Raw genomic sequence first — 14,407 nt, 5'->3', positions numbered from 1 at the left:
TGTTTTTTACCTCAATGGCGCAACTATAGTCAATCACTGTTTATTAAATAACCGTAAAGCCCATGAGGTATAACAGAATTACTTTTTTAGACACTAACTGAAACGTTCGGTTTCTTTTGTCGGCCAGAAAGTTACACCTTGTTCCGCCATGCGTAACAGCGGCTCGCAAGGAGCAAAACGCTCGCCGTACTGCGCCTGTAACCGCTGTAGTGTCGCCACCACTTCGCTTACGCCCAGCGCATCCATATAGTGGAACGGCCCGCCCAAAAACGGTGGGAAACCGATGCCAAACACGGCACCAATGTCACCATCGCGCGCGCTGCGAATCACCTGTTCATCAAAGCAGCGAGCCGCTTCGTTCAGCATCAACATCACGCACCGTTCTGCTATCTGCTGACGCGGTAACTGCGTGCCATCTGAAACACCGATTAAGCGGTAGATCGATGGGTCTGGCTGCTTTTTGCTTTTACGCCCTTTCGTCGGGTAAAGATAGAAACCGCGCTCATTTTTTCTGCCTTTGCGATCGTCATTCAAGATTGCGTTAACCACACTTGCAGGCGCGCTAAAACGTTCTCCATAGGCAGCTTCCAGCACCGGGATAATTTTGGTGCCGGTATCGATCCCCACTTCATCCAGCAACTGGATAGGCCCCACCGGAAAACCGAATTTCACCAGCGCCTGATCGATAGTTTCAATGCGTTGCCCTTCGCTTAGCAGGCGCATCGCTTCATTTATATAAGGCGCGAGGATGCGGTTAACGTAAAAGCCCGCTTTATCTGCCACCACGATCGGCGTTTTGCCCTGTTTTTTCGCCAGCTTCACCGTCGTGGCAATGGTCTGCTCATCGGTGCCGGCATGCGGAATTACTTCGACCAGTGGCATTTTTTCCACCGGGCTGAAAAAATGTAATCCGATAACTTTTTCCGGACGCGCCGCATGCGCAGCAATATCGCCGATCGGTAAAGACGAGGTATTGGAGGCGAAAATGGTATGCGCTGCGCAGTTAGCTTCGACTTCAGCGACCATTTTCTGCTTCAACGCAAGATCCTCAAACACCGCTTCAATCACCAGATCGCGATGGGCAAAGCCACGATAATCGAGCGAACCGGAGATCTTCGCCATCTGGCTGTCGCGCTCGGCGGGTTTCAGGTAACGACGGCGCACTTTTTTATCCAGTTGTTGCCAACTGTATTTCAGCGCATGGTTAATGCCCTTCGCATTAATATCTTTAATGCGAACCGGCAACCCACCTTTGCTGGCCGTGACAAATGCGATACCGCCGCCCATCAACCCACCACCCAGCACGCCCACACTGTTAAGCGGGCCGGGTTCGACGACGCTGCCAGGATCTTTTTTGATATCGGTACTGGTAAAAAAGAGATGCCGTAGCGCCTGCGATTGCGGCGTCATCGCCAGTTGACCAAATGCGCGCGCCTCGGCGTCATAACCGCTGCTGCGCCCCTGGGCAAGGCCGGTTTCAACCACCGAGAGAATGCGCGATGCAGCAGGATAATTCCCCTGGGTTTTCTGTTCGGTTTTCTTCACGACCATGCGGAACAATAAAGTGCGGCCAAGCGGCCCGGCAAGAATGCGTTCACGCACCGGTAAATGGCGGCTGGCAGGACGCCCCTGCGAAACCAGTCCGACGGCGGCGTCCAGTAAAATGGAAGGCGGAACCACATCGTCAACCAGACCTACTTTTAATGCCTGCCGTGGGCGTAACTGCTTACCGGTGAGAATCATCTCCAGCGCGGTACTCACGCCGATCAGACGTGGCAAACGTTGCGTACCGCCAGAACCAGGAAGTAAACCCAGTTGCACTTCCGGTAATCCCAGCACCGTTTTGGCATCGTTTGTACAAATCCGGCGATGGCACGCCAGCGCCAGTTCCAGCCCACCGCCGAGGCAGGGGCCATTAATCGCGGCGATGACCGGGATCGGCAGGGCGTGGATTTCCGCCATCAGTTGCTGCCCCTGACGGGCGAGCTCTTCGGCCTCTTTCGCCGTCTGGCAGCGGGCGATCATATTGATATCCGCGCCAGCAATAAAGTTGTCCGGTTTTGCTGAGATAAACACCACGCCGCGCAACGCTTTGTTTTCGCGGATCTGTTTTAAAATGGCGCGAACATCCGTTGCGAACTCCGCTTTCAGGGTGTTCATCTTCTCGTTCGGTACATCAATAGCGACTACCGCCACATTGTCGGAACGCACACTAAGGGTAAATGCCGATGTTGTGGTCATTACTCTGCCTCCAGAACCATTGCCGCACCCAGACCGCCCGCGGCACAGGCCGTGACCAGACCAAAACCGCCGCCACGACGGCGCAGCTCATGCAGGGTCTGAGTGATCATACGCGCGCCGGTAGCGGCAAACGGATGCCCATAAGCGATAGAGCCGCCAAGCACGTTAAATTTGCTGTCATCCACTTCGCCGGTTGCCTGTGAACGTCCCAGTACCTCGCGGGCAAAACGCTCGCTGGCCATCAGCTTCAGGTTGCTCAGGGTTTGCGCAGCAAAGGCTTCATGCATATCAAGCAGGGTTAAATCCGCCATTGATAATCCGGCTCGCTCCAGCGCCAGCGGCGTTGCCCACGCCGGGCCAAGCAGCATATCTTCACGCACATCAATGGCGGTAAACGCATAGCTGCGCAGGTATCCCAACGGCACCAGCCCAAGCTCCTTGGCGCGGGATTCCGTCATCAGGATCACCGCCGCGGCACCATCGGTAAGCGGCGTACTGTTGGCCGCCGTCACCGTGCCGTGCTGGCGATCAAACGCCGGGCGCAGTTTTGCATAATCCGCCAGGCTCGAATTTGTACGTACGTTGTTATCTTTCTCGACCGGGTCACGAAATGGCGGTGCGTAAGCGGTCATCACCTCTTCTGCCAGTTTGCCTTCTGCCCAGGCCTGGGCGGCAAGCTGGTGTGAACGGTGCGCCAGCGCATCCTGCTGCTCACGGCTGATACCGTAGGTTTTCGCCATCTGTTCAGCGGTATCGCCCATGCGCAGGCCGGTGGAATATTCCGCTACCGCCGGAGGAACCGGCAGCAGGTCGCGCAGACGCAGGCGCGAGAAGAGTTTCAGTTTTTGCCCCATGCTGCGCGCTTTGTTGGCATCCACCAGCGTTAGCGCCAGTTTTTTGCTGACGCCAATCGGCAGCACCGAAGACGAATCGGCCCCACCGGCGATACCGGCACGGATGGTGCCCGCCAGCAGACTTTCGGTGACATTCGCCACCGCCTGAAAGCTGGTCGCGCAGGCACGGCTTACACTGTAAGCGTCGGTATGCACACTCATGCCGGTGCCAAGCACAATTTCGCGCGCAATATTCGGCGCTTCGGGCATTTGAACCACCTGGCCAAAAACCAGTTGTTCAATCACTTCGGGGGGAATTTCGCTGCGTGCCAGCATCTCTCCCACCACCATTTTGCCAAGATCGATGGCCGGCACGCCGTGGAAGACGGTCGCCTGGCGGGCAAAAGGGGTACGTAACCCACTGACAATGGCAATGCGGTCGCCCTGGCGGGTGACAAGCGGTAATGCCTTCATAACACTCCCCTGTTAACAGCGTAATGCATTAAGTGGTCTGACCTGATAACAGTCTTAACCAATTTTTTACATTTAGCCAATGGGAGGGAGAAAAAAATGGGAGCTAAGGCACAGAGATACTTAACAAAACGCCCCCGCTGGACGGGAGCGTTGGTGGGATAATTAACGCAGACCGAGCTGGAAAATCAGCGTTTCAGCTTCGCAAGCGAAGACAAAATCGATATCCAGGCGCACACCGTCTGCCACTTCCGTGAACGTGGAAGTGATTTGGCAAGGATCGGATTCCACGCTGCGGGCTCTGGCGCTCAGCGCAGCCAGGGTTTCTTCCGCATCGGCGCGTTTAGCGAACACGCGGCTGTAAGAGGCGGTGCAGTCGGAGTTGTCCATAATGGTGCCAACATCCATACAGCAGCAAACCGGGGTTTCATCAGCACTGCATTTACTCATGGTAGATTTCCTCTGAATTCGCACCCAAGGTGCCAGATAAACGTTGCGCATATTTTACGCCGCGAGGGAATGTGGCTCCAGTCGTTAATTCCGCAAGCGGTGATAAGTGACCGAAATCACACTTAAAAATGATCTAAAACAAAAATCATCTAATCGACTGATTAACACCGGGGGCAATTTTGCTGCGCAGATCCCGTTTCGAAGATCACAATTGAAAAATCTTATATACATACTTGCAACATTTCCTCTGGTCAGACCTATACTCTCGCCACTGGTCTGATTTCTCAGATGTACCTCAGACCCTACACTTCGCGCTCCTGTTACCCCGCGTAACAAAGTTTGTATAAAAATAAATCGATTTCGAATGAGGTTATGGTCATGAGCCAGAAAACCCGGTTTACCAAGTCTGCGTTGGCAGTCGCAGTGGCAATCGTTTCTACCCAGGCCTGGTCCGCAGGCTTTCAACTCAACGAGTTTTCATCCTCTGGCCTTGGCCGGGCTTATTCCGGTGAAGGCGCCATTGCTGATGACGCAGGCAGCGTCAGCCGCAACCCGGCGCTGATCACCATGTTCGATCGCCCAACCTTCTCTGGTGGTGCGGTGTTTGTCGATCCGGATGTTAACGTAAAGGGCCGTTCTGCCATTGGTAACAATGCCAGCCAGGACAACATCGCCCCGACCGCGTGGATCCCGAACCTGCACTTCGTGGCACCGATTAACGATCAATTTGGCTGGGGCGCGTCCGTGACCTCTAACTACGGGCTGGCCACCGAGTTCAACAACAGCTATGCAGCCGGTTCAATGGGCGGTAAAACCGATCTCGAAACGCTGAACCTCAACCTGAGCGGCGCGTATCGTCTGGATAGCCACTGGAGCTTCGGCCTCGGTTTCGATGCCGTTTATGCACGTGCGAAAGTGGAGCGCTACGCGGGTGACCTGCCGCAAATCATCGGCGCAGGTCTGCCTGGGCTGGTGCAATCCGGTCGCCTGTCACCACAAGATGCACAGCGACTCGCCGCGCAGGCTGGCGGTATTAGCCGCGATACGCAAATCGCCCATCTGAAAGGCGATGAGTGGGGCTTTGGCTGGAACGCCGGTATTCTCTACGAGCTGGATAAAAACAACCGCTACGCTTTCACCTATCGCTCTGAAGTCAAAGTCGACTTCGACGGCGATTATAAGAGCAGTCTGCCCGCAGCGCTGAACCCGATCAATGCGGCGCTCAATCTTAACTTGCCATACGGTACCGGCGGTGCCACCACCAACGGTTCGCTCTCATTGCACCTGCCGGAAATGTGGGAAGTGTCGGGTTATAACCGTGTTGACCCGCAGTGGGCCATTCACTACAGCCTGACTTACACCAGCTGGAGCCAGTTCCAGGAGCTGAAAGCGACCGGCGACAACGGCCAGACGCTGTTCTATAAAGATGAAAGCTTTAAAGACGCCTACCGTATCGCGCTGGGTACTACCTATTATATGGATGATAACTGGACCTTCCGCGCCGGTATCGCCTTCGATGACAGCCCGGTTCCGGCAGACAAACGCTCCATCTCCATCCCGGATCAGGATCGCCTCTGGCTGAGCACCGGTGCGACCTATGCATTTAATAAAGATGCGTCCGTCGACGTCGGCGTTTCTTATATGCACGGTCAGAAAGTTAAATTCACCGAAGGCCCGTATACCTTCAGCTCTGAAGGTCGTGCATGGCTGTACGGCGCGAACTTCAACTACGCGTTCTGATAAACCATCAGACATAAAAAAAGGTGAGCGCCGTGCTCACCTTTTTTATTTGCTGGGCTGGGTTTATTGCGAGTCGATATCTTTCAAATCGCCCTCTATCGCCTGCGCGTTCGGGTTTTCCTGCGGTTTCAGCTTACCACCGTTGGCGATAAAGTCGTGGCGCTGGAAGTAGGCTTCACGCACCAGAATGTACGGATCGGAAGACTGGCGCAGCAGGCCGTCTGAATCCAGCAGTTGCGCGCGCGATTCAATGCCTTCAACCGTCCATTTGCCCACCGACAGCGGCCATGTCAGCCACGACAGCACCGGATAGAGCGTATCGGCCATATCACCACCGTCTTCACGCAGCGTGAAACTGCCATAGAACGGCAGTTGCATATAAGGGCCGTAACCCATGCCGTAATGCCCCAGCGTGCTACCAAAACGGTGCGGTTCAACGCGCTGCAATTTCGGGTTCGCGGCACCCGCGACATCCATCAAGCCGCCCATCCCCAGCAGGGTGTTCAGGAAGAAGCGTGTAAAGTGAACCATCCCCTGGTACGGATCGCCTTGTAAGAAGAAGTTCACCATCACCGCCGGTTCTTCAAGGTTGCTGGTGAAGTTGCTCAGACCATTACGCGCTGGCTGCGGCACGTAATCACGCCAGACAACGGCAACGGGCCTGACAACATACGGATCCAGCACATTGAAGTTGAAGCTGTACATGGTGCGGTTGAACCCTTCCAGCGGGTCTGAACGTCCCTGCGAATCTTTACCGGAACTGGCACAACCGACCAGCACAGTGGTAGCCAGCGCAAGCGCCGACAGGCGGAATTTCATAGGTGTCTCCCTGAAGAAAATGGTCATCGCTGAATGCCATTTTTGAATAACGCAAACGCGGAAATCCGTTTTGCGCAGACAATGCGCAACGCATTGTATCAGCACATATTCTGATGTCCACGCGGCGAACAACTCTCACTCAGCCTAACCGAACTCACCTTTACGGCTCGTTAACAATTCTATACAAACTTCCTCAATATCGTATTGCCATTATTGCTTTTCGCGCAATTTAGGACGATGCCGTCACGGAATAAGCGTGAAAACCGCTACGCTTAAATTTTGCCGCCATCACCAAGCGAGGCCATCGTGGACAATATTAAAGAAGAGAAAATCGATAAACACAGCGATGACATACAAGTGGAGAGCGACGAGAAGAAGAGTGGGAAGAAAATAGAACTTGATGAAGAACGCCTGCCCTCACGCGCCATGGCGATTCATGAGCATATTCGCCAGGACGGCGAAAAAGAGCTGGAACGCGACGCGATGGCGCTGTTCTGGTCAGCGATTGCGGCGGGTTTATCGATGAGCGCGTCGCTGCTGGCAAAAGGGATTTTTCACGTACAACTCGACGACATTCCCGGCGGTTTTCTGCTGGAGAACCTCGGTTACACCTTTGGCTTTATTATTGTCATTATGGCGCGCCAGCAGTTGTTTACCGAAAACACCGTCACGGCCGTATTACCGGTGATGCAAAAACCCAGTTGGGTTAACTTTGGCCTGATGACGCGCTTATGGAGCGTGGTGTTACTCGGGAACCTGGTTGGCACGGCTATTGCCGCCTGGGCGTTCGAGTATATGCCCATATTCGATGAAGCCACCCGCGATGCTTTTGTCAAAATCGGCATGGAGGTGATGAAGAACACGCCGCTGGAGATGTTTTCCAACGCCATTATCTCCGGCTGGATCATCGCCACCATGGTGTGGATGTTCCCTTCAGCGGGCGCGGCGAAAATTGTGGTGATCATTTTAATGACCTGGCTTATCGCGCTGGCGGATACCACGCATATCGTGGTCGGTGCGGTGGAGATTTTCTATCTGGTGTTTAACGGCACGCTGCACTGGAGCGAATTTATCTGGCCGTTCGCCCTGCCGACACTCGCCGGGAATATTTGCGGCGGCACCTTTATTTTTGCTCTGCTTAGCCACGCGCAGATCCGTAACGATATGATCAACGCGCGTAAAGCCGAAGCCAAAGCCCGCACCGACGAGCAAAAACAGCAACGCGACGGCGCAGAAAAAGGGGCTTAAACGGCGACAGTTTAATCACTTGGCGGCATGTGAGCTTAACGCGAGACGTAAATAACGTTATACTCCCGCCGCTTTGTCCCCTTAGTTAAATGGATATAACGAGCCCCTCCTAAGGGCTAGTTGCAGGTTCGATTCCTGCAGGGGACAATATCCCACTTCCTGCGAACATCGTTCAAAGTCGTCATTACCCTACAGATTCAGTAAGTTAAATCACTTCCTGCGTCTGCCAACCGCCATTGGTTCTTATCAACGTCCTGCTGCTTAGTGTTACGCCACCAGTTGCTGCATCACCTTAATAAATGCAGAGGTCACCTGCTCCTCCTGTGCGTGACGACCCTCTTCAATCACCCAGCGTCCTCCCGCCATTACCCTTTTTATCGGGTTTGTTGAGCAGGCGAAAATCCAGCGGTTCAGACGTTCACGATCGCCTGCGGCTGCAAGGAAGGGATCGCGGCTGTCGAGCAACAGCATATCCGCGCGATCGCCGACCGCCAGTTGACCAATCGCCTGCCCCAGCGCACGGCGTCCGCCCTGCAATGCCCCCTGATACAGTACATTGCCAATATAAGGCTCATCCGGCAAAGACAGTAAGTTGCGCCGCCGTTTGTTTAACCGTTGCCCGTACTCAAACCAGCGCAAATCCTCGCTGACGCTGACGCTGATATGGCTGTCGGAGCCAATTCCCCAGCGCCCCTGCTGCGCAAGATAGTCCGGCCCCGGGAAAATACCATCGCCAAGATTGGCTTCAGTGGTCAGGCACAGGCCCGCCACTGCGCCGGAAGCGGCAATCTGTTGGGTTTCCTGCGGCGTAATATGCGTGGCATGGATCAGACACCACTGTTCATCCACCGGCATATGCTGATAAAGCCACTCCACCGGCCGCAATCCAGACCAGGCCAAGCAGTCATCAACCTCTTTTTGCTGCTCAGCAATATGAATATGCACCGGTTGTGGTTGTGGACAGGCTTTAAGCACGCTCTGCATCTGTTCCGGCGTAACGGCTCGCAGCGAGTGGAAGCACAGCCCGGTACGCTGCATCGGCTCAGCAGCAAGCTGCGACGTCAGCGTGGCATGCAGTGCAAGGTAGCCTTCCGTATCGTGAATAAAGCGGCTCTGCCCGGCGGTCGCTGGCTGCCCACCAAAACCGGAGAAACTGTAAAGCACCGGCAGTAATGTCAGGCCAATACCCGCCGTTTTCGCCGCCTGCGAAATACGCATCGCCAGCTCGGCTGGCTGTGCGTAAGGTTTTCCGCCACGATCGTGGTGCAAATAGTGAAATTCGGCAACGGAGGTATAACCGGCCTTCAGCATTTCGATGTACAAATAGCTGGCAATGGTTTCCAGCTGTTCGGGGGTAATTTTATCCACCAGCCGGTACATCAAATCGCGCCATGTCCAGAAGCTGTCCGCCGGATCGCCCACCACTTCGGTTAGCCCGGCCATTGCACGCTGAAAAGCGTGCGAATGCAGGTTTGGCATGCCCGGCACCAAAAAACCCTCCAGGCGAATCGCCGTGTCGTCTGGCTGACTACCGCTTTCGAGCGCGGTGATGATGCCCTGCGGGGAAACCGTGATGCGAACATTCTCCGCCCAGCCCTGCGGCAACAATGCTTTTGCCGCGAAATATACCGTCATATATCCCCTCACCGCCTGCCGTTATTTGATATGTATATACATGCTTATATATATACATCCAAATAGGTGTAGAGTAAACTTCAACGGTTATCCGGCCGAGGAAAGGGTTCATGGAGCAAAGCGATATTTTTAAAGCAGCCGCAGGCGAGACTCGTCTTGATCAGCCCGCCCCTTTCTATGAAAGGGTGAAGAGCATGATTAAAACCAATATCCACAGCGGCGCCTGGCCGGTGAACTACCGCGTGCCGTCAGAAAGCGAGCTGGTTAGCCAGTTTGGCTACAGCCGGATGACCATTAACCGCGCGCTGCGTGAACTGACCGCCGAAGGGCTGCTGGTGCGTATGCAGGGCATTGGCACCTTTGTCGCCGAAGTCCGTGGGCAGTCGGCGCTGCTGGAAATCAACAACATTGCCGATGAGATTGCCAGCCGCGGCCATCGCCATCATGCCAGAGTGCTGGAACTGACCCAGCAGCATGCAGATGCTCAGCAAGCACTGGCTTTTAATCTGCCGAAAGGCAGCCGCCTGTTCCATTCGTTGATTTGCCATTATGAAGACGGCGTTCCGGTGATGCTGGAAGACAGGCTGGTGAATGCGCTGATTGTGCCAGACTATCTGCAGCAGGATTTTACCCGTATCACGCCGAATGCCTATCTCTCTTCCATCGCACCGATTGTCGAAGGTGAGCATATTATCGAGGCGGTGAACGTGCCCCGCAGCGAGTGCGTTTACCTGGAAATAGATGAACACACCCCCTGCCTGCAAGTAAACCGCCGCACCTGGACCGGTCGTCAGGACAAGAAAATCGTCACCAGCGTGCGCCTGGTCTATCCGGGTTCACGTTACCGTCTGGAAGGAAGTATGCGCAAATGAGGCTGCTGCCTTATAGCGGCTACGCTGAGATGCGCTGGAAAAATGGCCAGGGTGTCACCCGCGAAGTGTGCCGTTTTCCCGCCAGCGACCAGTATGACTGGCGCATATCGGTTGCGACAATCCGCGAAGACGGGGCGTTCTCACGTTTCTCCGGTTACCTGCGAAACATCAGTGTACTGGAAGGCGAAGGCATGTTTCTGACGATTGATGACCAGCGCAGCGCGTTAATTCCACCGTTTCAGGCGACGGATTTCAACGGCGACAGCGCGGTGTTCTGCGAGGTTGTCGGCGGGCCGTTACTTGATTTCAACGTGATTTATCGCCATGAAACCACCCTGGCAACGGTGCGCTGGCAGCGCGCTGGCACATGGCAACATCGGCAGGGAGCAATGCTGCTGTTCAATGCCGGACATCGTCTTGACGTCATCGTCGGGGGCGAACGCCATACGCTGCAACATTACGACAGCCTGCTGCTTGATAACCCGGCGACGGTTACCGTCAACGCAGGCAGCGACACGCTTTTCGCCTGCGTGACGCTGACATCCCGTTAACACCGGCTAAACTGCGGCGTCGACCTTCTGAAACGCCGCCAGCCCTCTTCATTATCGGCAATTAACCCGCTCATAAATCGCTCCCGCACGCGTCGCGGGCCAGCACAGCTACGAACTTGACCACCGCCAGCAGCGCGGTCTGGGTGATTTATCACGCAATGCTTAGCCTGTGCTTCCCGTTCATCAGGCTGAACCTGCTGGCTAATCAGCCCTGCAGGGCACCTCTTCACCATTCATACATCGAGCCGCATCGACAGGGATTTCCCTGGCGCACGCAACAGACGAGGCGTGCGCCAGGTAATCGCAAAGCGCACCCTATGCCTGCCTACACACGCGACAGCTCCAGTCTCCATTTTCTCTTGAGCAGGCGATTAGCTTCACTCATCAGCCCCCTCCTTTATCAGTAAAGCAAGCTGGCGGCTCAGTTCGCCATCCGCAATCAGATCCCGGACGGCATGCATATCCGTGTACAGCGGCGTATCGGTTTCACGAAACGCGACCTGCTGGCGCACCCGCGAGAGCGTCAGTTCTGTCCCCACCGAGGCGCGCAGCGGGCGATGAAATTCAATCGCCTGACAAGCGCACAGCAGCTCGATAGCCACGATATCCACCGCGTTTGCCACCGCCTGCATCGCTTTTCGCGCCGAAGAGACGCCCATGCTGATATGATCTTCCTGCCCGGCACAGGTGGAAACCGTATGTACGCTGGCGGGTGCCGCCAGGCTGCGATTATCCCCGGCGAGCGCGGCGGCGACATACGGCGGGATCATCATCCCGGAATTGGCTCCGCTTTTGCCGACCAGAAATGCCGGTAAGCCGCTGAGATGGACGTTGGTAATACGGTCAGAACGCGCCTGCGACGCCGTGCTCAGTTGCGCAATAGCCACTGCCAGCGCATCGAGTGCCAGCGCCAGCGGCGCACCGTGACCGTTACCGCCCGGCAAAATCACCAGCGCATCGTCTTCAATCAAAAACACCGGGTTGTCGGTCACCGAATTGAGTTCGGTAGTAACGATATGACGACAATGCGCCAGTTGATCGCGCACCGCGCCATGGATTTGCGGGATGCAGCGTAAGCTGAGCGCATCCTGCACCCGGTGATCGCGGTAACGCTGAAGGATCTCGCTACCGTGCAGTAAACGGCGCAAATTCTGCGCTGTTTCTTGTTGCCCGTCATGCGGACGCAGAGCGTGCAGACGCGCGTCATAGCCGCGGGTGTTGCCTTTCAGCGCTTCGAGACACATGCCGCCTGCCATATCCGCGACCGGCAGCAACTGCTCGAAATCCCGCACTGCCAGACAAGCCAGTGCGGTAATTTCGTAGGTGCCGCTGATCAGCGCGTGTCCTTCGCGCGGGCCGGGAATGCGCGGCGCAATGCCCGCTTTTGCCAGCGCGTCGGTGGAGGGCAACAACTCCCCCTGATACCAGCACTGCCCTTCGCCAAATAACGATAAGCCGATATGCGCGGTAGCAATCAGATACCCCACGGAACCGCTGGCAGGCGACCACGGCGTCACCTGCCGGTTCAGCATCAGGCACATACGCTGCGCCAGTTCAGAACTGACGCCGCTGTAGCCCTGCAACAGCGATTTCAGCATCACCGCCATCATCGCCCGCACTTCCCGCACCGACAAATCCGGCCCCATCCCGCAGGCGTGACTACGCAGCATATTGAGTTGCACGCTGGCAATTTGATCCGCAGAGAGACGCTCGGTCACCAGGTCTCCCACGCCGGTTGTCAGACCATAAATCACCTTCCCGTCAGCAATCGCTTTGTGAATATAACCGCTGACCTTATCCATTTGCGCCAGCGCATCATCAGCCAGAACAACCTGGGCGCCATCGGCAATGCGCACCAGCTCATCAATGGTCGTGGCATCCCTGCCTAAGGTGACCGCATCCATATGCGGCATGGAAGAACGGATTGTTGTCGTCATCTCGCAGCCGTTCCTTACTTGCTCAACTGGTGTTTAACCAGCCACTGGTGCGCCACATCATCAATGCTGGCGAACTCTGCAAGTTGCTCGTTCATGGCGATCAGATCTTCGGTGGTGAGCTGCGCGGAGATTTTGTTCAGCGTGCTTTCAATGGTCGGGTTCAGTGTGCTGCTGGCGACTATGGGCACAATGTTCTGCGCGGCAAACAGGTGTTTCGGATCTTCCAGCGCAACCAGGTGATCTTTTTTGATTTCCGGCGTAGTGGAGGTCAGATCAGCCACCTGAATCTGGTTATTTTTCAGCGCCGTCAGCGTCAGCGGACCAGCGACATCCAGCACTTTGAAGGTTTTGAAATTCAGGCCATAAACTTCACGCAAGCCGGGAACGCCTTCATGACGGGTTTTCCACTCCGCCGGACCACCAAGCACTAACTGCCCGGCGACAGGTTTCAGATCGTCGATGGTTTTCAGTTTGTACTTGTCGGCGGTTTTCTTCGTTACCGCCAGCACATCGCTGTTTTGCGCCGTGGACGTGTTCAGCATTTTCACTTTTTCCGGCAGCTTAGCGGCCAGCGCTTTCGCCACATCTTCCGAACTGTGCGCGTCGTTTTTCGCATCCAGATAGCTTAACAGCGCGCCGCTGTACTCAGGGATCACGGTGATGGAACCGTCGAGCAGAGCCGGGATATAGACTTCACGGCTACCAATGTTGAGTTTTTTCTCGACCGGAATGTTTTGCGCTTCCAGCGCCCCGGCGTAAATGGTCGCCAGCAACTGGTTTTCCGGAAAATCCGCCGAACCAATAATCACTTTCTGGCCGGCATCCGCAGCCCAGACAGAAGAAGCGACAGACAGCAGTGCGGCACTGAACAACGTTAAATAGCGTTTCTTAATCATCTTATTAACCTTCTGTAATTAAAGGACTCAACATCACTGGTTTTTGGTTTTCCGGGTGATGCCCGGTGAAACCACGACTTTCCCTGAAAGCGAAAAAAAGAGATCAATGATCAATGCCAGCAGCGCGACGAGGATGGCCCCGGCGGTCATCTGCGCAAAGTCGTTGGCGGCACGCCCGTCGATAATCAATCGTCCCAGGCCGCCGAGTGAAACGTAGGCCGCAATGGTCGCAGTAGAGACAATTTGCAGCGCGGCACTGCGAATCCCGGAGAGGATCAGCTGCATTGCGCAGGGCAATTCAACCTGCAACAGCACCTGAAGCGGCGTCAGACCAATCCCTTTTGCCGCGTCATGCACGCTGGGATCGACAGAACGGATACCCGCATGTACGCCCAGCGCCACTGGCGGCAGCGCCAGCACCACCAGCACGATGATGCAGGGTAAAACAAAGGCCAAATCCGATTCGAAATACCCCGCCAGCAGGATCACCAGCAAAATAATCAGACCAAAAGAGGGCAACGAACGCAGGGCGTTGGTGGTACCAATCAGCAGCGCCTCCCCTTTCCCGGTATGGCCGGTGTAGCAGCCGACCGGAAACGCAATGGCGACGGCAATCGCCAGCGCCGCCGCGCTGTAACCGATATGCTGCAACAGCAGCGGCACAATGCCGTCGTCGCCGTACCAGTGGCTGAGATCGAAAAACCATTCACTCAT

General features: G+C 55.5%; 12 protein-coding genes and 1 tRNA gene. 5 read left to right on the top strand and 8 right to left on the bottom strand.

Features of this window, described 5'->3' with window-relative positions; genetic code table 11:
- Positions 1-93 precede the first annotated feature (93 nt).
- From fadJ to AAIG26_RS08130, 3 genes are all read right to left on the bottom strand, one after another.
- Positions 94-2,241, bottom strand: coding sequence for a fatty acid oxidation complex subunit alpha FadJ (fadJ, locus tag AAIG26_RS08140; RefSeq protein ID WP_343180433.1), 2,148 nt, complete (start codon positions 2,239-2,241; stop codon positions 94-96).
- Positions 2,241-3,548, bottom strand: a complete 1,308-nt coding sequence (fadI, locus tag AAIG26_RS08135) for an acetyl-CoA C-acyltransferase FadI (protein ID WP_343180432.1) — start codon at positions 3,546-3,548, stop codon at positions 2,241-2,243. Before fadI ends, fadJ begins: the two co-directional genes overlap by 1 nt.
- A gap of 162 nt (positions 3,549-3,710) precedes the next feature.
- The gene (locus AAIG26_RS08130) at positions 3,711-3,995 is read right to left on the bottom strand and encodes a YfcZ/YiiS family protein (RefSeq protein WP_020454578.1); all 285 of its coding nucleotides are present in this window, start codon (positions 3,993-3,995) and stop codon (positions 3,711-3,713) included.
- Between the two features lie 378 nt (positions 3,996-4,373).
- On the opposite strand from AAIG26_RS08130, the gene fadL reads away from it, so the two are divergent.
- Entirely contained in the window at positions 4,374-5,735 is a 1,362-nt protein-coding gene (gene fadL, locus AAIG26_RS08125) for a long-chain fatty acid transporter FadL (protein ID WP_020454579.1), read from the top strand.
- 63 nt (positions 5,736-5,798) lie between these two features.
- On the opposite strand, the gene mlaA is transcribed toward fadL, so the two are convergent.
- Complete coding sequence (mlaA, locus tag AAIG26_RS08120; RefSeq protein ID WP_017458648.1) at positions 5,799-6,554, bottom strand: phospholipid-binding lipoprotein MlaA; 756 nt, start codon at positions 6,552-6,554, stop codon at positions 5,799-5,801.
- Between the two features lie 306 nt (positions 6,555-6,860).
- Here mlaA and AAIG26_RS08115 point away from each other — a divergent pair, with 306 nt between their 5' ends.
- Both AAIG26_RS08115 and AAIG26_RS08110 read left to right on the top strand, forming a co-directional pair.
- A complete protein-coding gene (locus AAIG26_RS08115; RefSeq protein ID WP_343180431.1) occupies positions 6,861-7,802 on the top strand; it encodes a formate/nitrite transporter family protein in 942 nt (313 codons plus the stop codon).
- Positions 7,803-7,877: 75 nt separating this feature from the next.
- Positions 7,878-7,949, top strand: a tRNA-Arg gene (locus AAIG26_RS08110).
- A gap of 120 nt (positions 7,950-8,069) precedes the next feature.
- Here the strand turns inward: AAIG26_RS08110 and AAIG26_RS08105 are convergent.
- Positions 8,070-9,437: a formimidoylglutamate deiminase gene (locus AAIG26_RS08105; RefSeq protein WP_343180429.1), complete on the bottom strand. Its 1,368-nt coding sequence runs from the start codon at positions 9,435-9,437 to the stop codon at positions 8,070-8,072.
- Between the two features lie 110 nt (positions 9,438-9,547).
- Between AAIG26_RS08105 and hutC the strand changes: the two genes are divergently transcribed.
- Positions 9,548-10,309: a histidine utilization repressor gene (gene hutC / locus AAIG26_RS08100; protein ID WP_020454582.1), complete on the top strand. Its 762-nt coding sequence runs from the start codon at positions 9,548-9,550 to the stop codon at positions 10,307-10,309.
- Positions 10,306-10,860, top strand: a complete 555-nt coding sequence (locus AAIG26_RS08095; protein WP_343180428.1) for a HutD family protein — start codon at positions 10,306-10,308, stop codon at positions 10,858-10,860. The genes hutC and AAIG26_RS08095 overlap by 4 nt, the downstream gene beginning before the upstream one ends.
- A 377-nt stretch (positions 10,861-11,237) precedes the next feature.
- Here the strand turns inward: AAIG26_RS08095 and AAIG26_RS08090 are convergent, their stop codons facing one another.
- Genes AAIG26_RS08090 through AAIG26_RS08080 form a run of 3 tightly spaced genes read right to left on the bottom strand, consistent with a single transcriptional unit; the run spans position 11,238 to position 14,407 of the window.
- Complete coding sequence (locus AAIG26_RS08090) at positions 11,238-12,797, bottom strand: aromatic amino acid ammonia-lyase (RefSeq protein WP_233500402.1); 1,560 nt, start codon at positions 12,795-12,797, stop codon at positions 11,238-11,240.
- A gap of 14 nt (positions 12,798-12,811) precedes the next feature.
- Positions 12,812-13,693, bottom strand: a complete 882-nt coding sequence (locus tag AAIG26_RS08085; protein ID WP_045513091.1) for an ABC transporter substrate-binding protein — start codon at positions 13,691-13,693, stop codon at positions 12,812-12,814.
- A gap of 33 nt (positions 13,694-13,726) precedes the next feature.
- Positions 13,727-14,407 (bottom strand): ABC transporter permease, encoded by a 681-nt coding sequence (locus AAIG26_RS08080; protein WP_343180427.1) that lies wholly within the window; start codon positions 14,405-14,407, stop codon positions 13,727-13,729.

It is taken from the genome of Kosakonia sp. PSU_27, assembly GCF_039409795.1.
GTDB lineage: Bacteria > Pseudomonadota > Gammaproteobacteria > Enterobacterales > Enterobacteriaceae > Kosakonia.
The sequence above is the reverse complement of the archived record's forward strand: the minus strand, read 5'-3'. Positions and strand labels throughout refer to the sequence as shown.